Genomic DNA, 20,107 nt, shown 5'->3' with positions numbered 1-20,107 from the left:
GCCGTCCATGGACCCGCGCAGTGAAGTGTTGCTTCGACAGGCCGACTTGTTTCAGGGTTCGCTGTTGCTGGCCGGCTTGCCCGCCGACGACCTGCTCGGCCAACTGCCTGCGGCCCACGGCTGGAGCTGGCATGCTGGCGATCAGGCTGCGCTGCAGGCGCGCTTCAGCGGCCGCAGCCATTTTGGAGTAGAGGTCACGCCCCAGCCATTCGAGGCGGCGGTGCTGTTTCTGCCCAAGTCCCGTGAATTGGCCAGTTACCTGCTCAACGCGCTGGCCTCACGCCTGGCGGGCCGCGAGTTGTACCTGGTGGGGGAAAAACGCGGCGGCATCGAGGGCGCGGCCAAGCAACTGCAGGCCTTCGGCAAACCGCGCAAACTCGACAGTGCTCGCCATTGCCAACTGTGGCAGGTGACCGTCGATAACGTGCCTGAAGCGCCAAACCTGCACAGCCTGGCTCAACGTTTCGAGTTGCCGCTGGCCGAAGGCCCATTGACCGTGGTCAGCCTGCCGGGCGTGTTCAGCCATGGCCGGCTCGACCGCGGCAGCGCACTGCTGCTCGAACACCTGGAGCAGCTACCGGTCGGCCATGTGCTGGACTTCGGTTGCGGTGCCGGCGTGCTCGGCGCAGTGGTCAAACGCCGTTATCCACAGAGCCAGGTGACCCTGCTCGACGTGGATGCCTTCGCCGTCGAGAGCAGCCGCCTGACCCTGGCCGCCAACGGCCTGGACGGTGAGGTCATCTGTGGTGACGGTATCGACGCCGCCCCCGACAATCTGGACCTGATCCTGAGCAATCCGCCGTTCCATACCGGGGTGCACACTCACTACCAGACATCGGAGAACCTGCTGCAAAAATCAGCCAAACACCTGAAAAAAGGTGGAGAACTGCGCTTGGTCGCCAACAACTTCCTGCGCTATCAACCGCTGATCGAGGCTGCGCTGGGTAACTGCCAGCTGCGCATCGAAGCACAGGGCTTTCGGATCTACCAGGCAACCCGCAGTTAAAACAGCACTTGCCGAATCGGCTTGGCCTAGGCAGAATCCGCTCCGTCCTAGGGGAGTAGTCTCCCGCGAGCGCCCTGCTCGCCCGGTACGCGTCAACATACTTGGTCCACAGACCATGGCGCGTGCGACCCACGGCCCGCAAAGCGAGCCCAGGGTTTGACAAGACCTATGACACGCACACCTTACCCGGGGCGGGGAGGTCGTACGTGTCATAGCCGTGTTGACCCGCCCCCGTAGGAATCCTGATGCTGGAATCATTGCTAGTCCCAACCGCAATCGTCGCGCTCGCTGAAATTGGCGACAAGACCCAACTGCTCGCGCTCATCCTTGCGGCTCGCTTCCGTAAACCCTGGCCAATCATTGCCGGTATCATCGCCGCAACCCTGGCCAACCACGCCGCCGCGGGTGCGGTGGGTGCATGGGTCAGCAGTTTCTTCTCCGCCGTGACCTTGCACTGGATCCTCGCAGCCTGCTTTGCCGCCACTGCCCTGTGGACCCTGGTTCCAGACAAGATGGACGATGACGAAGGCAGCACGGCACGACGCTTCGGCCCGTTCCTGACCACGCTGATTGCATTCTTCATTGCCGAGATCGGTGACAAGACCCAAGTGGCCACCGTGATGCTGGCCGCCCAGTACCCTCACCTGATCCTGGTCATTCTAGGGACGACCCTGGGGATGCTGATTGCCAACGTGCCCGTGGTACTGGCAGGCAACTTTGCGGCCGAAAAACTGCCACTGACGCTGATCCGTCGCCTGGCAGCCGCAGCCTTCTTCGTGCTGGCCGCAGTAGCGGTGTACTCGGCGATGCAAGTCAGCGGCTGGATAAGCTGACACAAGCGCCTGTGCTCGGGGATGGAGCCGCGCCTCAACCAGGAGGCGCGGCGTTCATTGCTTGCAAGGGGTATGGCGTTATCGCTTGGCTTGCTGGTACAGCGGCATCACTTTCGGGATGGCCGCTTGCAGCGCAGCAATCCGGCTGCTGGACGCCGGGTGAGTACTCATGAACTCAGGCTGCGATGCACCACCCGACGCCTGGTTCATCTTGTTCCACAAGGTGATCGCGGCATTCGGGTTGTAACCGGCTCGCGCGGCCAGTTCCAGGCCAATCAGGTCAGCTTCGTTTTCATTGTCGCGGCTATTGGGCAGTGTCAGGCTGTACTGCACCACGGTATCGGCCAGCGCCATGCTGTCCTGGCCCAGGCCGAGCAATGCGCCGGCACCTTGTTTGGCCATTTCAATGCCATACGCCTTGGACATGGCTTCACGTCCATGTTCACGCAGGGCGTGAGCGATTTCATGGCCCATGACCGCAGCAATTTCATCGTCGCTGAGTTTCAGCTTGTCGATCAGGCCGCTGTAGAAAATGATCTTGCCGCCAGGCCCGCAGTTGGCGTTGAGCTCGTCACTCTGGATCAGGTTGACTTCCCACTTCCACTGCGCAGCATCGGGACGGAACTGTGGTGCCTGGGCAATCAGGCGATCAGCGATGGCCTGAACGCGGCGCGCATTGCTGCTGGTCTTGTCGAGCACGCCTTGGCTCGACGCTTCGCCGAGGGTTTGCTGGTAAGACTGGGCGTACATCTGATTGACTTCATCGGTCGAGAGCATGCTGAACATGTACTGCTTGCGCTCGACACCGACCGCTCCGCCGCTGGTGGTATTGATTGCCTGGCAACCACTGAGCAGGACGCTGGCACTCAAGGCACCCATTACAAATAACTTACGCATGAAAACACTCCATTCAAACACGCTGCGTATCCTAGGCCGACTAGGATAACTACGCTATTGCCGTTCGCGAACATTTCACGAACGGCACTCATGCTTTTCACACTTCGGGCCGATAACGCGGTGCAGACGCCATTACGTGTGCTCGGAGCCCCTGATGAAGTTCAAGTCGATCCAGTTTTCCGTGGCAGCCCTTGCTGGCGCCATCGTGTTGAGCATCGTTGCTGCACTGGTGCTGTACGCCGTGTTTTCCGGCGCACGGACTCAGACGCTGGTACAAAGCCGCACCCAGCAGCAGTTCGAAACCGTCATTGAACAACGCCTGACAGCGCTGGCGAGCACCCAGGTCAGCCAGATTCAGCGCGGCCTCGAAGCGCCGCTGCTGATCGCCCGCAGCCTGGCGACCAGCAACGCCATGCTGGGCATGAAAGACGCTACGGGTAAGCCTCTGCTGAACATCGAGCGTGAACAACTGATCGCCATGGTCAAGCAGACCGTAGCAAGCAACCCACTGATCCTCGGTAGCTATCTCGGCTGGGAGCCCAACGCGCTGGACCACGACGATGCGCGCTTCGTCGGCACCTCGATCATCGGCATCGACAGCGCCACCGGACGCTTCCTGCCCTGGTGGTTCCGCAACGACGACGGTAGCCTGGGCGTGGATAAACTGGCCGATGTCGACGACCCGACACAACTAGCCACGGGCGTGCGCGCCAGCGAGTACTACCTGTGCTCGAAAGACTCGAAAAAGGCCTGTGTCATCGACCCTGCACCCTACAAGGTGGGTGACAAGGTGGTCATGCTTGCTTCGTTCATCGAGCCCATCATGGTAGACGGTCAGTTCCAGGGCATTGCGGGTGCCGACCTGTCGGTGAACTTCATTCAGGACATGCTCAAGGCCGCCGACAGCCAACTCTACAATGGCGCCGGTGAACTCGCGCTGGTGTCCAGCAACGGACGCCTGGTGGCCTACACCAAGGACGAAAGCAAGTTCGGCGAAAAAGCCAGCGATGTGCTTGGCGCCAATAAAGCTCAGGCATTGAATAGCCTGACCGGCGATAACCTGCGTTACGAGATTGACCGTAGCAACGGCCAGATCGAGCTGTTCTTGCCGTTTCGCATCGGCAATACCGACGCTCGCTGGACCCTGATGCTGCAATTGCCAATCAGCGCGGTGATGGCCGAGCTGGATAAGCTGCAGAGCGACTTGAGTGCACAACGGGCCACTGATATCACCGGAATGACCCTGGTCGGCCTGACTATCGCCGCACTCGGCCTGTTGGTGATCTGGCTGCTGGCCCACGGTATCGCACGACCCTTGCGGCAGATGGTGGCCATGCTCAACGACATCGCTCAGGGTGAAGGTGACCTGACCCGGCGACTGACCAGTGATCGCAGCGACGAACTCGGCGCCATTGCCAAAGGCTTCAACACCTTTCTGAGTAAACTGCAGGCAATGATCACTCAGGTGGTCAGCTCGGTACAGAAAGTCAGCGACTCCTCTGAACACACCGCCGATATCGCCATTCGCACCAACCAGGGTGTGCACAAGCAAATGGCCGAAATCGACCTGGTAGCCACGGCAGTACATGAAATGACCGCCACAGCGCAGGACGTGGCCCGTAACGCAACCCATGCAGCCCAAGCCGCCAGCAGCGCCGACCAGGCCGCCAACGAAGGCCTGCAGATCGTGCGCAGCACCTCCAACTCGATCAGTGCACTGGCCAATGAAATAGGCCGTGCGGTGGGGGTCGTGCAAAACCTGGCCCGCGACAGCGAGAACATCAACGCCATTCTGGTGGCGATCCGCGCCATCGCCGAGCAGACCAACCTGCTGGCCCTGAACGCAGCCATCGAAGCCGCCCGTGCGGGTGAGCAAGGTCGCGGCTTTGCGGTGGTCGCCGACGAAGTACGCAACCTGGCACAGAAAACCCAGAAGGCCACCGAAGAAATCCAGCAGATGATTCAGCAGTTGCAGCAAGGCACCCGCGATGTCGTCAAGGTCATGGAAGACAGCCAGGGCAAGACCGACGACAGCGTGCAACAGGCAGCCAAGGCAGCCGAAGCGCTGGAGAGCATCACCCAGGCCGTTTCGGTGATCAACGACATGAACAACCAGATCGCCAGCGCGGCGGAAGAACAAAGTGCGGTGGCCGAAGACATCAACCGCAACGTGATCAACATCGGCCAGGTGGCCAACGAGGTCGCCGGTGGTGCGGACGAGTCCAGCAACGCCAGCGCCGAACTGACCAAACTGGCTGAACAGCAGCGGCGGCTGATCAACCAGTTCAAGGTCTGAGCCTCAGACGACCAGGCACCTGCGCAGAGGGCCTGTGCTGCTTTAGCGCCGGCCTTACGCCGGCGTCAGGCACTCCGGCGCATTGAGCTTGGGGTCATTGACCAGGTTCGCCAGCACCCGTTCACGCAGTGCCGCGGCAGGGCTGGCCAGCAGGCTATGCAGCTCGGCCAGCGGCGTTTCGGGGTTCAGCCAGGCAGCCTGGCCAGCCTCGTCCAGAATGAGCGGCCGACGCTGGCTCATCGCAGCCTGGGTTACCACTGCCGTGCTCAGCCACACCTGCTCCTGCACCGGATAGGCTTCCCAGACAGCCGCAAAGAATAGCGAAGCCCCTTCCCCCGGCGTCAACCAGTAAGGCCGCTTGCGCACTGAACCGCGCCATTCGTAAAAGCCGTTGGCCGGCATCAGACAACGGCGCAAACGGAAGGCGTCGCGGAACATTGGCTGCTCTGCCAGGGTTTCGGCGCGCGCATGAGCCGGTGTGCGCGACAGGTCGGTCAGCCAGGCCGGCGTCAGCCCCCAACGCGCCCTGGCAAGCTCCAGGTTACCGTCGACACGGCGCTGTATCAGCACTGACGCACCGGGCGAAATGTTCCACTGCGCCTGCTGGTCGGCGGGAAAGCCAGGCAAGGCGGCAAAGGCCGAAGACCAGCGAAACAGGGCGTAACGTCCACACATGGGGCAGGCAACCTAGCAAATCAGAATACCGGGGAGGCTCTCCGGTTCGTCACCCGCGAGGGGTTGGGCAACATTGTACTCGGCGATCAGCCGACGTGCGCGCTCTGCCTGCTCGTCCGGCACCGTCAAACCCAGCAGCCCCTGCATGGGAAGCTCGCCGACACCGCCCAGCAGGTGGCGACCCGCAAGGTGCACGTCGATACCTTCGCTGACCAACATGCCAAAGAGCAATTCAGCCTCAAGCAGATTCTCCGGCTCATAGATCCGTTGCATCACTCGTCCTCGCGTTTTAGATCGAGCATCCACTCGCCATCGTGAACCTGCAGCATGAACACGATCGGTCGACAACATACGGGGCAGTCCTCGACATACTCCTGATCGCCGCCCGACAGATCGAGCACCGCTTCAAACTCCTCCCCACAGTAGGGACAATCATGGAACTCAGTCTCCAGCATCGCGGCCTCCAGCGTGACTTGTGCGTATAATCACCGGTCTGTTTACAAGCCCTTTGCGTGTCTGAGCCGTTTTTTTCAGACCCAGGCCTTACTATTACCCTAGCCGTTTCCAACAAGAGAGCATGATGGGCGAATTCGATGCCATCCGACCGTACAACGACGCTGAGGTCCCTGCCGTTCTGGCACGCCTGCTCAGCGACCCGGCTTTCCTCGATATCCTCACCCACTTTCGCTTCCCGCGCATGGCTGGCGCGTTCGGCTGGCTGCTCAAGCCCCTGATCGCCCGCCGCCTGCGCCATGAATTCGCCGGGGTTACCTGCGTATCAACCTTGCAGGACAAGGTCGAGTTCTACGTCGATCACACTATAGAACGGGCTACCGACGGCGTGACCTACACCGGCGTCGAGGGGCTCAAGTCCGGTACGGCCTACCTGTTTCTGGCCAATCACCGCGATATCGTGATGGACCCGGCCTTCGTCAACTACGCCGTGTACCATGCCGGCCTGCCAACCCCGCGCATCGCCATCGGTGACAACCTGCTGCAGAAGCCATTTGTCAGCGACATGATGCGCCTGAACAAGAGTTTCATCGTGCACCGTTCGTTGACCGGCCGCCGTGAGAAACTGGCGGCCTATCAACTGCTTTCGGCCTACATCAACCATTCGATCCGTACCGACGGCCAGTCGATCTGGATTGCCCAGGCCGAAGGCCGGGCGAAAGATGGCGATGATCGCACCGATTCGGCGATCCTCAAGATGTTCCACATGAGCCGCAAGGACGAGCCATTCGGTGAGGTGATTCGCTCGCTGAACCTGAGCCCGGTGTCGATCAGCTACGAATACGACCCCTGCGACCTGGCCAAGGCCCGCGAGCTTTACATTCGCGCCACCACCGGCAGCTACACCAAGGCACCAGGCGAAGATGACCTGAGCATTGCCCAGGGCATCACCGGCTACAAAGGCCGAGTGCACATCAACTTCGCCGCGCCGATCACCGAAGCTTACGAAGACACCAAGCAGTTGGCAGCGGCGATCGACCGGCAGATTCTCGGTGGTTATCGCCTGTTCCCGGCGCACTACCTGGCCTATGCCCAGTGGAGCGACGCCGACCCGAGCCTGCAGGTGCCAAAGGCCTCCGAGCTGTTCGCGGCAGATGAACTGGCCAAGGCGCAGGCCGAATGGCAGCGCCGACTGGACGCCTGCCCCGCCGAACATCGGCCGTATCTGGTGCTGCAATACGCGACGCCGGTACGTAACCAGTACCGGTTAAAGGCGGGCTTGGCGCTTTAACCGCACGCCAACTGCAGGCGCCGGCACCGCCGGGCGCCTGCACAGGCCGTGCAGGCTCAGCCCTGATGCGTCAGGCGCCCCTGAGCGAGCACGGTTGAATCAGGCCCAGGTGCTGACCCAGGACAGCAGCAGCGCCATTGCCAGGAAGGCAAAGCCCAGCGCGTAATAGAAACGATTGACCCGCACAGTCGTCACATCGAGCACCGCCTCACCCGCAGGCCGCTCCGCCAGTGCGCGTGCCTCGCGACGTCGAGCACCATGCAACAAAAAGCTGCCCGGACAGGTCAGTAGCAACGCCAGCACGTTGATCAGCTTGGCGGGATGGGCGGCCATCAGCCCCCAGAGCATCTGCAGCGACATCGAAAACCTCATAAATGCGAAACGGGACAACCAGAGCCCGGCATTCTACCCAAGCCTTGGCTCCAGTCCTGCGCTTTGCGACAAACGACCGCCCCACTGTCATCCGATCGTCATGCAGCCAGGCCAGTCTATCGGCCGTTGAAAAGACACGGAGCTTCGTCATGCTGCACGCCGAAAACCAGGATCGCCTCTACCTGATCGCCCAGAGCGATGAACAGCAGGCGCTGATCGACGGCCTTGCGTTCAACGTTCAGGACCGTCAGTGGCTGGTGTACTGCGCGCTGGGCGGTCATGCGCATGAGCACCTGCCCGAAGTCGACAGCCAGACCAGTATCAGCATGCTGGACTTCTACGTCGAAGCGGCCTGATGCCTGCGGGTACAAAAAAGCCCGCTACCTGATACCCGGTAGCGGGCTTTTTGCTGAACACGCGTCGGGTTATTCGCCCAGGACCTGACCGACAGTCGGGTCTTTGAACAAACGGGTCAGCGCATCGCTGAGCACATCACTCACCAGTTGGGTATTGGTGTCCTGATTCGGCGCCATGCCGAAACGCTGGTCGAGGGATGCCCCATAGCGGCCACTGTATCGACGGTTGGCATTGGCGACATCAGCGCGGAAGGTAGCGCCAATGGTGGCCTCGGTGACATACAGGCCTTCTTTGGGCGACTGATACTTCAGCTCGACCAGCGTCACGGTCAACTGTGGCGCGTTATAGGCATTCGGCGAAGGGGTGAAGCCCAGCAAACGCACGGCAGCTTCGGCCTGAGCCTGCAATTTTGGCTGGATATCGTTACCGGAAACCGTGATTGCGCTGGTTTCAGGGTACAGACCCCCCCGGGTGCCCAAGGTCTGCGAAGCACGACCATCAACCACGCGTACCACGACCGGTTGACCATGGCCAACCGGTGCAAGCTGGGCGGTGAGTTTCGGTTGCGGGCTAAGTTGTTGCGGGCTGTGGGCACAACCGACCAGGGTCAGACTGGTCACAGCGATCAAACCGAACAACAGACGGTGCAACATGCGCATCTCTCCAGGAATAGCAACAAAGGGCATCAGTATAACCAGCACCGACGGTAGCAGCCATCGGCTGGCCACTGGCGAATCAGACCGTGAGAACGGACAGCGGTTCGCTGTCAACACCCTGTCATCTGCTGGGGGTTATGCTTGATGCAGTCATAACAGGTACGCTGCCATGAATTCCCTCTGGGCCCTGCTGTTCAAACGCCAACCCCAACGCTACTTTGCCCGACTCGATGGCGCAGGGCTGTGCCAGGCTTTCAAACACTGCACCGACGCACCAATTGACGGCCACTGGGTGGAGATCAACGAAATTCGGCTACATTGGCTGAAACGCCCCTTGCCGACCAGTGCCAAAGTAATGGCCCGCTCAATGAGCTCCCGCCCTCAGCGAACACTCGCCGCCTGACGACAGGTTCAAGAAATGTCGCTAAAAAGGTCGTTTCTGCCGAAGACCTCGTTATAATCTCCCCCCGATTATAAGGACGTCTCCTGATCGGGCCTCGCAGCACCGCCAATACCAACTGTTGGCACCCTCCGCACCGCCCACAGAGAGCCTTCCACACAGGTCTTGCACCAGCCAGTGAGTCTGATTCATTCGACCCTTGCTCTGCACAGAACCTGCCGGGTCTGCCATCGCGCAGCCCATTTTGAGGTTCACGTCTCCAAAAGAGCGTGAAAAAACGGGTTTCACAACTTCACAAGAGTGTGGCGAGCAAAATGAACAGTCTGGCATGTGCAAAAGCACCAGCAGTGTCCCAACAAGCCCCAAACAGCTGGCAACAGCGCTCATCCAAGGTGGGCGACTGAGGCCGGTCCATAACGCACGACGGATACCTTGACCATAAGTCGAATTGCCGCACGGGTACTAAAATGCGTTCATAGGTAACGCAAAGCCCCGTTGGTGGTGTCCGCTGAAGTTGCAAAACCTGCGAAGAATCGGACATGGCGATCCTGGCTTACCCAGGGATCCCATGCTGTCAATTTGGTGCTGAAGATTTTGGAGACGCGTTAATGGCGCAGAACGAAGCAGTCGATGTGGTACTGGTAGGGGCAGGCATCATGAGTGCCACCTTGGCCGTACTGCTCAAGGAACTCGACCCGGCAGTCAAGCTGGAAGTCGTCGAGTTGATGGATTCGGGTGCCGCGGAAAGTTCCAACCCGTGGAACAACGCCGGTACCGGCCATGCCGGGCTGTGTGAACTGAACTACACGCCTCAAGCTGCCGACGGCAGCATTGATATCAAGAAGGCTGTACACATCAACACCCAGTTCGAGGTCTCCCGTCAGTTCTGGGCGTACCTGAGCAAAAAGGGTGCTTTCAACTCAACGCGGGCATTCATCAACCCGATTCCACACCTGAGCTATGTCGAGGGTGAGAAAGGCATTGCCTTCCTCAAGAAGCGCTATGAGCTGCTCAAGCAGCACCATGCGTTCGCCGACATGGAGTACACCGAAGACAAAGCGGTGATGAAGGAGTGGATGCCGCTGATGATGCCAGGCCGTCCGGCCGACCAGCGCATCGCCGCTACCCGCGTCGTCAAGGGTACCGACGTCAACTTCGGCGCCCTGACCAACAAGTTGCTCAAGCACCTGGCCAATGCACCCGATGCACAGGTCAAGTACAGCAAGAAGGTCACCGGCCTGCGTCGTAACGGCAGCGGCTGGACCGTCAGCATCAAGGACGTCAACAGCGGCAGCAGCCGTGAAGTTGATGCTCGCTTCGTCTTCCTTGGCGCCGGTGGCGCGGCCCTGCCGTTGCTGCAGATGTCGGGCATCGAAGAGAGCAAGGGCTTCGGCGGCTTCCCGGTCAGCGGCCAGTGGCTGCGTTGCGACAACCCGGAAATCGTCAAACAGCACCAGGCCAAGGTTTACAGCCAGGCGTCGGTCGGCGCGCCACCGATGTCGGTTCCGCACCTGGATACCCGTGTTGTCGACGGCAAGACGTCCCTGCTGTTCGGGCCGTATGCCGGCTTCACCACCAAGTTCCTCAAGCACGGCTCGTTCCTTGACCTGCCGCTGTCAGTACGCTTGGGTAACATTGGCCCAATGCTCGCCGTTGCCCGCGACAACATGGACCTGACCCGCTACCTGGTCAGCGAAGTGATGCAGTCGATGGAGCAACGCCTAGAGTCGCTGCGTCGCTTCTACCCAGAAGCCAAGGCGCAAGACTGGCGCCTGGAAGTGGCTGGGCAACGCGTGCAGATCATCAAGAAAGACCCGAAAAAAGGCGGCGTTCTGCAGTTCGGTACCGAACTGGTCGCAGCCAAAGACGGCTCCCTTGCTGCCCTGCTGGGCGCATCGCCAGGTGCTTCGGTAACCGTGTCGATCATGCTTGAACTGATCGAACGCTGCTTCCCTGAGCAAGCCAAAGGCGCCTGGGCGGCCAAGCTCAAGGAAATTTTCCCGGCACGGGAAAAGGTTCTGGCGGCCGATGCTGCGCTGTACCGCAAAATCAGCGCGTACAACGACGAGGCACTGCAACTGGCAGAGCCCAGCCCGACTCAGAACTACGCTTGATCTGCAGCCATAAAAAAACGCCCTTCGGGGCGTTTTTTTATGGGCCTGGCAAACTCAGCCGCGCGCTTTCTCGATGATCTCGATGTAGTCGGCAGCGTTACGCTGGTCCTTGATCAGCGTGGCAAAGGTATTGCCCTGCTCATCCTTGCCATCGAGATCCAGGCCGGCCTCAACAAAGAAACCGACAAAACGCTCGAAGTCGTCGACCCGCAGACCGCGATAAGCCTTGATCAGCTTGTGCAGCGACGGCGAAGTGGCATCGGCCGGCTCGAAATCGAGGAACAACTTGATCTGCGCGTCGCCGATCTCATCACCAATTACCTGTTTCTTGTCTTTACGCATTGCCGACTCCAGCTGAACCATCACGAACATTTCAGGGGTCGGCAGTTTACCCCCGGGCCACCTCGCGCCTCAACGCGTGCGTACGGTTCCCGTGTGCAGGTCCGCCCAGATGTGGCCGTTGGCATAGGTCAAAAATTGCACATACACCGTATCGTTGCGTAGCAAATCAAGAATGACCCGATACTGGGCAAGGGGGTAGTTGAGCGTCAGCGTGCGCGACTTGTCGTCAAACGCCGGTTTCTTCAAGCTTTTGCTTTCAGCATCGAAGCTGATCACGACCTGGCTGATGGTCGCCCCCTTGCTCAGCGGCTTGCCTTTCAAGCGCAACACCAGAGGCGATGTCACCGGGATCGGTTGCTGATTTGATTGGCGCTGATTGCCCACCACCACGGAATAGTCGGTGACCTGCATCAGTTGCTGAGACTCAGGCTTTTCCTGGCGCAGGGAAAGGTCATCAGGTGGCAAGAACTGGCTGTGCAATGGCGCAGCGGCGACAGGGAGGCTCAGTGCTAACAGGAGGGGGATAAACAGGCGCACGGCAGGCTCCTTCGCGGATGGCCTTGCAGTGTGGCGGATGCCCCCATCGTCGGCAAGGCTGGCACCTGCAACATGAGATGCTGCAAGGCGCCGACCTTGTCGGCAACAAGGGCGTTGCGGGCCTTACAGCCCTTTGACCGCGTAGATACCGGCTGCGTTGCGCCAGTAACCTTTGTAGTCCATGCCGTAACCGAAAATGTAACGGTCAATACAGCCCAGGCCGACATAGTCAGCCTTCAGGTCCGGACTGGCCTTGCGGTCGTGGTCTTTGTCGATCAGCACAGCGGTGTGCACAGTGCGCGCGCCGGCATGCTTGCAGAAGTCGATGATGGCGCTGAGGGTATGCCCTTCATCGAGGATGTCGTCGATGATCAGCACGTCGCGGTCAATGAACGAGACTTCCGGCTTGGCTTTCCAGAAAAGATCGCCGCCGCTGGTCTGGTTACGGTAGCGGGTGGCGTGCAGGTACGACGCCTCCAACGGGAAGTTCAGGTGTGTCAGCAACTTGCCAGCGAAAATCAGGCCGCCGTTCATGACACAGAACACGACTGGATTGCTATCGGCCAGGTCTGCGCAGATCTGCGTACCCACGCGGGCAATCGCTGCTTCGACTTCAGCTTCGGTGTACAGGCAGTCAGCCTCGCGCATGACTTGACGGATGTGCTCGAGATCAGCGGACATGGCGCTCTCCAGGGGCGGCAATTGAGAAAAGCGGGCAAAGGTACGCACCCACGGGCATCAGATCAAGCATTTCTGGACTAACGTCCTGATAACCTATAGGACACCTGAAGCGAATAGATTAATCTAGCGCGGTTTTTTTGCCCGCCCCCGGAGCCATTTCCTATGCCTACCCGTGAGATCCGCCATCCGCTGATCCGCCACAAGCTCGGCCTCATGCGCCGTGCCGATATCAGCACGAAGAATTTTCGCGAACTCGCCCAGGAAGTCGGCGCACTCCTGACCTACGAGGCGACCAAGGACCTGCCCCTGGAGAACTACGACATCGAAGGTTGGTGCGGTACTGTCCAGGTCGAAAAAATTGCCGGCAAGAAGATCACCGTCGTACCGATCCTGCGTGCCGGCATTGGCATGCTCGATGGCGTGCTCAGCCTGATCCCAGGCGCCAAGGTGAGCGCCGTTGGTGTTGCCCGCAACGAGGAAACCCTCGAAGCACACACCTACCTTGAAAAGCTCGTGCCGGAAATCGACGAGCGCCTGGCAATGATCATCGACCCGATGCTGGCCACTGGCGGCTCGATGGTTGCCACCATCGACCTGCTGAAAAAGGCTGGCTGCAAGGACATCCGCGCCATGGTCCTGGTCGCTGCCCCCGAAGGTATCGCAGCGGTCGAGAAGGCCCACCCCGACGTACAGATCTACACCGCGTCGATCGACCAACGCCTCAATGAAGACGGCTATATCATCCCAGGGCTGGGCGACGCCGGAGACAAGATCTTCGGTACCAAGCAGAAGGACGCCTGAGCATGCAGGATGAGTTCAACGACCCGCTTTGGCGTCAGGTCGTCTCCGGTGCGCAGATGCTCTTCGTCGCCTTTGGCGCGCTAGTGCTGATGCCTCTGATCACCGGCCTCGACCCGAACGTGGCACTGTTTACCGCGGGTCTCGGAACGCTGCTGTTCCAGGTGGTCACGGGGCGTCAGGTTCCGGTGTTCCTGGCCTCCAGTTTCGCCTTCATCACCCCGATCATCCTCGCCAAGGGCCAGTTCGGCCTGGCCGAAACCATGGGCGGGGTAATGGCTGCCGGCTTCGTCTATACCTTCCTCGGCCTGGCCGTGAAGATCAAGGGCACCGGTTTTATCGACCGCCTGCTGCCGCCGGTAGTGATTGGTCCGGTGATCATTTCGATCGGCCTGGCCATGGCGCCGATTGCCGCCAACATGGCAATGGGCAAGGCCGGTGACGGCACTGAGCTGATTCCCTACAGCACGGCGATGCTGATCTCCATGCCGGCGCTGCTGACCACCCTGATCGTCGCCGTGTTCGGCAAGGGCATCTTCCGCCTGGTACCGATCATCGCTGGCGTGCTGGTGGGCTTCGCCCTCGCCTTCGTGTTTGGCGTGGTCGACACGGCCAAGATCGCGGCGGCCCCATGGCTGGCACTGCCGCACTTCACCGCACCTGCATTCAACTGGCAAGCCATCCTGTTCATCGTTCCGGTGGCCTTGGCGCCGGCGATCGAACATATTGGCGGGGTCATAGCCGTCGGTAGCGTGACCGGTCGCGACTACCTGAAAACGCCGGGCCTGCACCGCACCCTGCTCGGTGACGGCATCGCCACCACCACAGCCGGCCTGTTTGGCGGCCCGCCCAACACCACCTATGCCGAAGTCACCGGCGCAGTGATGCTGACCAAGAACTACAACCCGAAGATCATGACCTGGGCGGCGATTTTCGCCATTGGCCTGGCCTTCATCGGCAAGTTCGGCGCACTGCTGCAGAGCATCCCGGTACCGGTAATGGGTGGCATCCTCTGCCTGCTGTTCGGTTCGATTGCCGCGGTGGGGATGAACACCATGATCCGGCACAAGATCGATCTGAGCGAGGCCCGTAACCTGGTGATCGTTTCGGTGACACTGGTGTTTGGTATTGGCGGCGTATTGATTGGCAGCGGCACCGGCCCTGGCGACTGGGGCCTCAAAGGTATTGCCTTGTGCGCCGTGGTTGCCATCGGCCTGAACCTGTTGCTGCCGGGCAACGACAGCTGGAAGAACAAGGCGCTGGACGATCAGTTGCCTTGATTACACCGGGTGCTTGATCCTGCAGGAGCCAGCCGTGCTGGCTCCTGCAGCCACACCACCTGCTTTACGCCCTTTCGCAGAGTGTCTTGAGGGCCTGTACCCAATCCGGGTGGTCATTCAGGCACGGCACCAGCACCAACTCCTCCCCACCCGCCTCAATGAACTGCTCACGCCCACGGTCGCCGATCTCTTCCAGGGTCTCGATGCAGTCGGCGACAAACGCCGGGCACATTACCAGCAAGCGCTTGACCCCGGCTTTGGCCAACTCGTCCAGGCGCGCTTCGGTGTAGGGTTCGATCCACTTCGCCCGCCCCAGCCGGGACTGGAATGACACCGACCATTTGCCCTCGGGCAGGCCCATGGCCCGGGCAAAAGACTCGGCCGCGCGAATGCACTGTGCGCGATAGCACACGGCAAGTACTTGTGGCGATGCCGTGCGGCAGCAGTCGGCACCCTTGAAGCAATGGTTGCCGGTAGGATCAAGCTTGGTCAGGTGACGCTCGGGCAAGCCATGGAAACTAAGCAGCAAGTGATCGAAATCTTCCTGCAGGTAGGGCTTGGCACTGGCAACCAGTGCGTCGATGTACTCTGGTTGATCGTAGAACGGCTGCAGCACTGCCAGTTCAAACGACAATTTCTGCTCGGCAATGACCTGCCGCGCCTGTTCGACCACCGTGGTGACAGTACTGTCGGCGAACTGAGGGTACAGCGGCGCCAGCGTGACCTTGCGCACCCCCTGAGCCGCCAGGCGCGCCAGTACGTTAGGCAAAGAAGGCTCGCCATAGCGCATGGCGATTTCCACCGGGCCGTGCGTCCATTGCTCGCTCATCGCCTGCTGCAGGCGGCGTGTCAGGACCACCAGTGGCGAGCCTTCGTCCCACCAGATCGAGGCATAGGCATGAGCCGACTGCTCTGGGCGCTTGATCAGGATCAGCGAGACCAGCAACCGGCGAACCGGCCAAGGCAGGTCGATGACGTACGGGTCCATCAGGAATTGATTGAGGTAACGGCGCACATCGGCGACATCGGTGGAAGCCGGCGAACCCAAGTTGACCAGCAGCAAAGCATGATCGGTCATGCAACGTCCTATTTCAGAGGCGACTGGACAATTCATCCAGGGCAGATTGCACATCATTGAATTGAAAAGTGAAGCCAGCTGCCAGCAAGCGCACGGGGCGCACACGCTGGCCACCCAGCAGCAGCGTCGACAACTCACCCAGCCCAAGCCTCAGCAACGGTGCCGGAAGGGGTAAAAAGGCTGGCCGATGCAGCGCCCGACCAAGCCGCTTGGCAAACTCTCGGTTACGCACAGGCTCTGGAGCGCAGGCATTATAGGGACCGCTGGCGTCGTTATGCTGCAAGAGAAAATCAATCAGGGCGATTTCGTCATTGATATGAATCCATGGCATCCACTGCCGCCCATCGCCAATAGGCCCACCCAGGCCGAGTTTGAATGGCAGTCGCAGGCGCGACAAAAAACCGCCCTCACTGGCCAGCACCAGCCCGGTTCGCACCAGCACGACGCGAATACCCAAGGCCTCGGCCTGCTGCGCCGTTTCTTCCCAGGCAATGCACAACTGGCTGGCGAAATCCTCTTTGACCGGCCGTGAGGCCTCTGTCAATTCACGCTCACCACCATCACCATACCAACCCACAGCCGAACCGGAGATCAGCACGGAAGGCCGTTGCTGGCGCTGCTCAAGCCAGGCCAGCAATTGCTCGGTGAGGGTGATCCGACTACTCCAGAGCAGCGCGCGCCGCGCACTGCTCCAAGGTCGATCAGCGATGGGGGCCCCCGCCAGATTGACCACTGCATCCAGCGTTTGATCACCGAACGCCTCAAGTCGATCAATGCCTCGCACCCCAGCCCCACAGAGACGACCGACCTGCTCAGGTCGTCGACTCCACACCGTCAACTGATGCCCTTTTGCCAGCCAGTACTGGCAAAGCCGTTGGCCAATCAAACCAGTACCGCCGGTCAGCAATATATGCATGACTGTGTCCTCATGTGGCGCGCGCTTGGTCTATTTTTAAGAACAAGGCACTTTTTTGACCGATCGCTCTCGGATAAACATAGGCGAACCTGGCTGTAAAGCGCGGATCAATATTGTACATTGATCAGGCATTGTACAGGTTTGTCAGACAGCGTAGTCTGCGTATCAAAGGTTCAAAGAGGCCATCATGACCATACCTATCGCAATCATCGGCGCAGGCATCGCCGGCTTGTCCGCTGCCCAGGCACTACAAAAAGCCGGGCAGACCGTGCATCTGTTCGACAAAGGCCGAGGCAGCGGTGGGCGCATGGCCAGCAAACGCAGCGAAGCCGGGGCACTCGACCTCGGCGCACAGTATTTCACTGCCCGCGACCGACGCTTCCTTGCCCAGGTTCAGGAATGGCAGGCACACGGCTCGGTCGCAGAGTGGAAACCGCACCTCTACAACTACAAAGCGGGCCAACTCACCCCCTCGCCAGACGAGCAGGTTCGCTGGGTCGGTGTGCCACGCATGAGCGCGATTACCCGCGCCTTGCTCAAAGACTCGACGGTGAACTTCAACTGCCGGATCGCCGAAGTCTTTCGCGGCAAGCATTACTGGCACCTGCAGGACACCGAAGGCTGCAGCCATGGCCCGTTCAGCCGCGTCATCATTGCGGTGCCCGCCCCTCAGGCAACCCAGCTCCTGACGGCGGCACCCAAACTTGCCGCAACCGTCGCCAGCGTACAGATGGACCCCACCTGGGCCATTGCGCTGGGGTTTGAAAGCCCACTGGATACGCCCCTGCAGGGGTGCTTCATACAAGACAGCGCACTCGAATGGCTCGCGCGCAATCGCAGCAAGCCAGGACGCGACGAACACGTTGATACCTGGGTACTTCACGCCACAGCGAACTGGAGCAAACAGCACATCGACCTCGCCAAGGAGGCCGTGATCGAGCAGTTGCTCGGCAACTTCGCCGAGCTGATTGGCTGTGCCGTGCCTGCGCCGTGCTTCTCTCTCGCCCATCGCTGGCTGTATGCACGCCCTTCCAGCAACCATGAGTGGGGGGCGCTGGCTGACCCAGACCAGGGCCTGTACGCCTGCGGCGACTGGTGCCTGTCAGGTCGGGTTGAAGGGGCCTGGCTGAGTGGCCAGGAAGCCGCTCGGCGACTGCTTGAGCATCTGGACTGATTTTGCCAAAAAGCTGTACAAATCGTTTGACTTGTACAGCCTCCTATCTATGATGATCAAATCTGTACATAACATTTAATTTGTACAAGTTTTGGACTCGCCATGGATACTCACGAGCTGCCGCACAAACCCAAAATCGCCATCAGCGCTTGCCTGGTCGGCCAGGAAGTACGCTTCAATGCTGGCCATAAAGCCTCGAAGCTATGCAACGAGACACTGGCCAAGTACTTCGACTTCGTTCCGTTGTGCCCGGAAATGGCCATCGGCCTGGGCGTTCCGCGAGCCGCCATTCGATTGGTGGGCGATCCTCAGCAGCCTCGTGTTATCAACCCTCGCGAACCCGAGCTGGACCTCTCTGGCCCGCTTGGTGCCTACGGGCGGCAGATGGCCAATGAGCTTCAGGACATCTGCGGCTATATCTTCATGCAGAAGTCGCCGTCCTGTGGGCTTGAACGGGTCAAGGTGTATCAAGACAACGGCTACCCGGCCACAGAGGGTGGACGTGGTGCCTATGCCGCAGCGTTTTGTGCCGAACGACCTGATCTTCCTGTGGAGGAAGATGGCCGCCTGTGCGACCCGGCCTTGCGTGAGAACTTCATCACCCGCGTCTACGTGTACGCGGAGTGGCAAAAATACCTAGCGCAAGGCCTGAGCCGACATGCACTGATCAGCTTCCACGCCCGCTGCAAGTACCTGTTGATGGCAAACAACCCACAACAGTACAAAGTCCTGGGCAAGCTGCTGGGTAGCATGAGCCGCAGTGATGACGCCGAAGAAATTGGCCCGCGCTACTTCAGCCAACTGATGAAGGCACTGAGCCGCTGCGCCAATCGGGGCACCCATGGCAACGTACTGATGCACCTGAGTGGGTACCTGCGCGATTTCATTGAGGCCGCCGACAAAGAGGAAATTCGCCAGACGATCGATCAGTATCAAGCCGGAACGGTGCCACTGGTCGTCCCACTGACCCTGCTCAAGCACCACCTGCGTCGGCACCCTGACCCTTATCTGGAGCAGCAAATCTACCTGAAGCCACACCCTGAAACCCTTGGCCTGCGCAATGCCATCTGAGCCGCTGCCACTGCCGATCCGAGAGGTTGCACGCCTCACCGGCGTCAACCCGGTTACGCTTCGCGCCTGGGAACGACGCTATGGCCTGATTACCCCACAACGCACAGGCAAAGGCCATCGACTGTATAGCACCGAGCATGTGCAGCGCATTCAACAGATCGTCCAATGGCTCAACCGTGGTGTGTCTGTCGGCCAGATCAAGGCCCTGCTGGACAGCCGCCCGGTAGCCTCCCAGACAGATCAACACGGTGCCTGGCAGGCCATGCGCCAGGACATAACCGGCAGCATCGCTGCCTTGGCAGAACGCCGTCTGGACCAACAGTTCAATCAGGCGATCGCCTTGTACCCTGCGACCACGCTGTGCGAGCAACTGCTACTCCCCCTGTTCGCCGAGCTGGAGCTGCGCTGGCAAAGCCAGTTTGGCGCACGCATGGAACAAGTGTTCTTCCACTGCTGGCTACGCAGCAAACTCGGAGCGCGCCTCTATCACAGCAACCGCCAACTCAATGGCCCGGCAGTACTGCTGATCAACGGCTCAGACCTGGTCTTCGATCCACGGTTGTGGCTATGCGCCTGGCTGCTCAGTAGTGCCGGGTACGCGGTAGAAGTATTCGACTGGCCACTGCCCCCCGCCGAGCTGGCGCTGACCCTCGAACGCATGCAACCCCAGGCGCTGTTACTGTGCCTGAACAGGGCGGTCGATATGCGTCAACTTGAGCGCAGCCTGAGTGCAATCCAGATACCTACCCTGCTGGACGGCAGCGCGATCAGCATCCATCAGGATGACCTCATGGCACTGGCGGTGAAAAACCCCCGGCTATGCCTGCTCGACACCCCGTTGGAGGTCGTGCAAGCGTTGCAAGACGCCTCACGATAACTC

At 60.3% G+C, this 20,107-nt stretch carries 23 protein-coding genes, 1 pseudogene and 1 riboswitch; of the genes and pseudogenes, 13 read left to right on the top strand and 11 right to left on the bottom strand.

Annotated elements, in window-relative coordinates; genetic code table 11:
• Positions 1-7: 7 nt before the first annotated feature.
• Both CYD26_RS04120 and CYD26_RS04115 read left to right on the top strand, forming a co-directional pair.
• A complete protein-coding gene (locus tag CYD26_RS04120) occupies positions 8-1,006 on the top strand; it encodes a class I SAM-dependent methyltransferase (RefSeq protein WP_102051848.1) in 999 nt (332 codons plus the stop codon).
• A gap of 38 nt (positions 1,007-1,044) precedes the next feature.
• Positions 1,045-1,163: riboswitch (yybP-ykoY riboswitch) on the top strand.
• An 88-nt stretch (positions 1,164-1,251) separates the two neighbouring features.
• Entirely contained in the window at positions 1,252-1,839 is a 588-nt protein-coding gene (locus CYD26_RS04115; protein ID WP_065759148.1) for a TMEM165/GDT1 family protein, read from the top strand.
• A 78-nt stretch (positions 1,840-1,917) separates the two neighbouring features.
• Here CYD26_RS04115 and CYD26_RS04110 read toward each other — a convergent pair whose 3' ends face one another.
• Positions 1,918-2,736, bottom strand: a complete 819-nt coding sequence (locus CYD26_RS04110; RefSeq protein WP_065759149.1) for a M48 family metallopeptidase — start codon at positions 2,734-2,736, stop codon at positions 1,918-1,920.
• 154 nt (positions 2,737-2,890) lie between these two features.
• On the opposite strand from CYD26_RS04110, the pseudogene CYD26_RS25790 reads away from it, so the two are divergent.
• Positions 2,891-4,177: pseudogene (locus CYD26_RS25790) on the top strand (HAMP domain-containing protein); the annotation flags it as partial.
• A gap of 12 nt (positions 4,178-4,189) precedes the next feature.
• Positions 4,190-5,032: a methyl-accepting chemotaxis protein gene (locus CYD26_RS25785; protein ID WP_371917185.1), complete on the top strand. Its 843-nt coding sequence runs from the start codon at positions 4,190-4,192 to the stop codon at positions 5,030-5,032.
• 54 nt (positions 5,033-5,086) lie between these two features.
• On the opposite strand, the gene CYD26_RS04100 is transcribed toward CYD26_RS25785, so the two are convergent.
• From CYD26_RS04100 to CYD26_RS04090, 3 genes are read right to left on the bottom strand one after another with little or no spacing between them, the layout of a single operon-like run.
• Positions 5,087-5,707: an SOS response-associated peptidase gene (locus tag CYD26_RS04100; protein WP_065759151.1), complete on the bottom strand. Its 621-nt coding sequence runs from the start codon at positions 5,705-5,707 to the stop codon at positions 5,087-5,089.
• Between the two features lie 12 nt (positions 5,708-5,719).
• On the bottom strand, positions 5,720-5,980 hold the full coding sequence (locus CYD26_RS04095) for a DUF2007 domain-containing protein (RefSeq protein ID WP_102051847.1): 261 nt from the start codon (positions 5,978-5,980) through the stop codon (positions 5,720-5,722).
• Complete coding sequence (locus CYD26_RS04090) at positions 5,980-6,162, bottom strand: CPXCG motif-containing cysteine-rich protein (protein ID WP_065759153.1); 183 nt, start codon at positions 6,160-6,162, stop codon at positions 5,980-5,982. Before CYD26_RS04090 ends, CYD26_RS04095 begins: the two co-directional genes overlap by 1 nt.
• Positions 6,163-6,284: 122 nt before the next feature.
• Between CYD26_RS04090 and CYD26_RS04085 the strand changes: the two genes are divergently transcribed.
• Positions 6,285-7,451, top strand: a complete 1,167-nt coding sequence (locus CYD26_RS04085) for a 1-acyl-sn-glycerol-3-phosphate acyltransferase (RefSeq protein ID WP_102051846.1) — start codon at positions 6,285-6,287, stop codon at positions 7,449-7,451.
• Positions 7,452-7,550: 99 nt separating this feature from the next.
• On the opposite strand, the gene CYD26_RS04080 is transcribed toward CYD26_RS04085, so the two are convergent.
• Positions 7,551-7,811, bottom strand: coding sequence for a hypothetical protein (locus CYD26_RS04080; protein ID WP_065761027.1), 261 nt, complete (start codon positions 7,809-7,811; stop codon positions 7,551-7,553).
• A gap of 161 nt (positions 7,812-7,972) precedes the next feature.
• Between CYD26_RS04080 and CYD26_RS04075 the strand changes: the two genes are divergently transcribed.
• Positions 7,973-8,179, top strand: a complete 207-nt coding sequence (locus CYD26_RS04075; RefSeq protein WP_102051845.1) for a hypothetical protein — start codon at positions 7,973-7,975, stop codon at positions 8,177-8,179.
• 69 nt (positions 8,180-8,248) lie between these two features.
• Here CYD26_RS04075 and CYD26_RS04070 read toward each other — a convergent pair whose 3' ends face one another.
• Positions 8,249-8,833 carry a YajG family lipoprotein gene (locus tag CYD26_RS04070; RefSeq protein WP_065761025.1) on the bottom strand — a complete coding sequence of 195 codons (585 nt, stop codon included), beginning with the start codon at positions 8,831-8,833 and terminating at the stop codon, positions 8,249-8,251.
• 172 nt (positions 8,834-9,005) lie between these two features.
• On the opposite strand from CYD26_RS04070, the gene CYD26_RS04065 reads away from it, so the two are divergent.
• On the top strand, positions 9,006-9,239 hold the full coding sequence (locus CYD26_RS04065; RefSeq protein WP_102051844.1) for a hypothetical protein: 234 nt from the start codon (positions 9,006-9,008) through the stop codon (positions 9,237-9,239).
• Between the two features lie 605 nt (positions 9,240-9,844).
• The gene (mqo, locus tag CYD26_RS04060; RefSeq protein WP_065761023.1) at positions 9,845-11,350 is read left to right on the top strand and encodes a malate dehydrogenase (quinone); all 1,506 of its coding nucleotides are present in this window, start codon (positions 9,845-9,847) and stop codon (positions 11,348-11,350) included.
• A 54-nt stretch (positions 11,351-11,404) separates the two neighbouring features.
• On the opposite strand, the gene CYD26_RS04055 is transcribed toward mqo, so the two are convergent.
• From CYD26_RS04055 to CYD26_RS04045, 3 genes are all read right to left on the bottom strand, one after another.
• A complete protein-coding gene (locus tag CYD26_RS04055) occupies positions 11,405-11,692 on the bottom strand; it encodes a PA4642 family protein (protein ID WP_102051843.1) in 288 nt (95 codons plus the stop codon).
• 69 nt (positions 11,693-11,761) lie between these two features.
• Positions 11,762-12,229 carry a hypothetical protein gene (locus tag CYD26_RS04050; protein WP_065761022.1) on the bottom strand — a complete coding sequence of 156 codons (468 nt, stop codon included), beginning with the start codon at positions 12,227-12,229 and terminating at the stop codon, positions 11,762-11,764.
• 123 nt (positions 12,230-12,352) lie between these two features.
• Positions 12,353-12,910: a hypoxanthine-guanine phosphoribosyltransferase gene (locus tag CYD26_RS04045; protein WP_065761021.1), complete on the bottom strand. Its 558-nt coding sequence runs from the start codon at positions 12,908-12,910 to the stop codon at positions 12,353-12,355.
• Positions 12,911-13,072: 162 nt separating this feature from the next.
• Between CYD26_RS04045 and upp the strand changes: the two genes are divergently transcribed.
• Both upp and CYD26_RS04035 read left to right on the top strand, forming a co-directional pair.
• Complete coding sequence (upp, locus tag CYD26_RS04040) at positions 13,073-13,711, top strand: uracil phosphoribosyltransferase (RefSeq protein ID WP_065761020.1); 639 nt, start codon at positions 13,073-13,075, stop codon at positions 13,709-13,711.
• A gap of 2 nt (positions 13,712-13,713) precedes the next feature.
• Positions 13,714-14,988 carry a uracil-xanthine permease family protein gene (locus CYD26_RS04035; RefSeq protein ID WP_065761019.1) on the top strand — a complete coding sequence of 425 codons (1,275 nt, stop codon included), beginning with the start codon at positions 13,714-13,716 and terminating at the stop codon, positions 14,986-14,988.
• A 64-nt stretch (positions 14,989-15,052) separates the two neighbouring features.
• On the opposite strand, the gene hemH is transcribed toward CYD26_RS04035, so the two are convergent.
• Positions 15,053-16,066, bottom strand: a complete 1,014-nt coding sequence (gene hemH, locus CYD26_RS04030; RefSeq protein WP_102051842.1) for a ferrochelatase — start codon at positions 16,064-16,066, stop codon at positions 15,053-15,055.
• Between the two features lie 13 nt (positions 16,067-16,079).
• Positions 16,080-16,982, bottom strand: coding sequence for a TIGR01777 family oxidoreductase (locus CYD26_RS04025; protein WP_102051841.1), 903 nt, complete (start codon positions 16,980-16,982; stop codon positions 16,080-16,082).
• Positions 16,983-17,169: 187 nt separating this feature from the next.
• Between CYD26_RS04025 and CYD26_RS04020 the strand changes: the two genes are divergently transcribed.
• From CYD26_RS04020 to CYD26_RS04010, 3 genes are all read left to right on the top strand, one after another.
• The gene (locus tag CYD26_RS04020; protein WP_102051840.1) at positions 17,170-18,156 is read left to right on the top strand and encodes an NAD(P)/FAD-dependent oxidoreductase; all 987 of its coding nucleotides are present in this window, start codon (positions 17,170-17,172) and stop codon (positions 18,154-18,156) included.
• A gap of 102 nt (positions 18,157-18,258) precedes the next feature.
• Positions 18,259-19,227 (top strand): DUF523 and DUF1722 domain-containing protein, encoded by a 969-nt coding sequence (locus tag CYD26_RS04015; protein WP_099773540.1) that lies wholly within the window; start codon positions 18,259-18,261, stop codon positions 19,225-19,227.
• Positions 19,217-20,104 (top strand): MerR family transcriptional regulator, encoded by an 888-nt coding sequence (locus CYD26_RS04010; protein ID WP_099773539.1) that lies wholly within the window; start codon positions 19,217-19,219, stop codon positions 20,102-20,104. The genes CYD26_RS04015 and CYD26_RS04010 overlap by 11 nt, the downstream gene beginning before the upstream one ends.
• The last annotated feature ends 3 nt before the right edge of the window (positions 20,105-20,107 follow it).

This window comes from Pseudomonas sp. FFUP_PS_473 (assembly GCF_002858665.1).
In the GTDB taxonomy this organism is placed as follows: Bacteria; Pseudomonadota; Gammaproteobacteria; order Pseudomonadales; family Pseudomonadaceae; genus Aquipseudomonas; species Aquipseudomonas defluvii.
This window is presented reverse-complemented; position numbering and strand designations above follow the sequence as displayed.

Excerpts from the sequence above, each read along its gene's own strand:
- CYD26_RS04120 (WP_102051848.1), top strand. The coding sequence starts at position 8 with ATGGACCCGCGCAGTGAAGTGTTGCTTCGACAGGCCGACTTGTTTCAG.
- CYD26_RS04115 (WP_065759148.1), top strand. The coding sequence starts at position 1,252 with ATGCTGGAATCATTGCTAGTCCCAACCGCAATCGTCGCGCTCGCTGAA.
- CYD26_RS04110 (WP_065759149.1), bottom strand. The coding sequence starts at position 2,736 with ATGCGTAAGTTATTTGTAATGGGTGCCTTGAGTGCCAGCGTCCTGCTC.
- CYD26_RS25785 (WP_371917185.1), top strand. The coding sequence starts at position 4,190 with ATGATCACTCAGGTGGTCAGCTCGGTACAGAAAGTCAGCGACTCCTCT.
- CYD26_RS04100 (WP_065759151.1), bottom strand. The coding sequence starts at position 5,707 with ATGTGTGGACGTTACGCCCTGTTTCGCTGGTCTTCGGCCTTTGCCGCC.
- CYD26_RS04095 (WP_102051847.1), bottom strand. The coding sequence starts at position 5,980 with ATGCAACGGATCTATGAGCCGGAGAATCTGCTTGAGGCTGAATTGCTC.
- CYD26_RS04090 (WP_065759153.1), bottom strand. The coding sequence starts at position 6,162 with ATGCTGGAGACTGAGTTCCATGATTGTCCCTACTGTGGGGAGGAGTTT.
- CYD26_RS04085 (WP_102051846.1), top strand. The coding sequence starts at position 6,285 with ATGATGGGCGAATTCGATGCCATCCGACCGTACAACGACGCTGAGGTC.
- CYD26_RS04080 (WP_065761027.1), bottom strand. The coding sequence starts at position 7,811 with ATGTCGCTGCAGATGCTCTGGGGGCTGATGGCCGCCCATCCCGCCAAG.
- CYD26_RS04075 (WP_102051845.1), top strand. The coding sequence starts at position 7,973 with ATGCTGCACGCCGAAAACCAGGATCGCCTCTACCTGATCGCCCAGAGC.
- CYD26_RS04070 (WP_065761025.1), bottom strand. The coding sequence starts at position 8,833 with ATGTTGCACCGTCTGTTGTTCGGTTTGATCGCTGTGACCAGTCTGACC.
- CYD26_RS04065 (WP_102051844.1), top strand. The coding sequence starts at position 9,006 with ATGAATTCCCTCTGGGCCCTGCTGTTCAAACGCCAACCCCAACGCTAC.
- mqo (WP_065761023.1), top strand. The coding sequence starts at position 9,845 with ATGGCGCAGAACGAAGCAGTCGATGTGGTACTGGTAGGGGCAGGCATC.
- CYD26_RS04055 (WP_102051843.1), bottom strand. The coding sequence starts at position 11,692 with ATGCGTAAAGACAAGAAACAGGTAATTGGTGATGAGATCGGCGACGCG.
- CYD26_RS04045 (WP_065761021.1), bottom strand. The coding sequence starts at position 12,910 with ATGTCCGCTGATCTCGAGCACATCCGTCAAGTCATGCGCGAGGCTGAC.
- upp (WP_065761020.1), top strand. The coding sequence starts at position 13,073 with ATGCCTACCCGTGAGATCCGCCATCCGCTGATCCGCCACAAGCTCGGC.
- CYD26_RS04035 (WP_065761019.1), top strand. The coding sequence starts at position 13,714 with ATGCAGGATGAGTTCAACGACCCGCTTTGGCGTCAGGTCGTCTCCGGT.
- hemH (WP_102051842.1), bottom strand. The coding sequence starts at position 16,066 with ATGACCGATCATGCTTTGCTGCTGGTCAACTTGGGTTCGCCGGCTTCC.
- CYD26_RS04025 (WP_102051841.1), bottom strand. The coding sequence starts at position 16,982 with ATGCATATATTGCTGACCGGCGGTACTGGTTTGATTGGCCAACGGCTT.
- CYD26_RS04020 (WP_102051840.1), top strand. The coding sequence starts at position 17,170 with ATGACCATACCTATCGCAATCATCGGCGCAGGCATCGCCGGCTTGTCC.
- CYD26_RS04015 (WP_099773540.1), top strand. The coding sequence starts at position 18,259 with ATGGATACTCACGAGCTGCCGCACAAACCCAAAATCGCCATCAGCGCT.
- CYD26_RS04010 (WP_099773539.1), top strand. The coding sequence starts at position 19,217 with ATGCCATCTGAGCCGCTGCCACTGCCGATCCGAGAGGTTGCACGCCTC.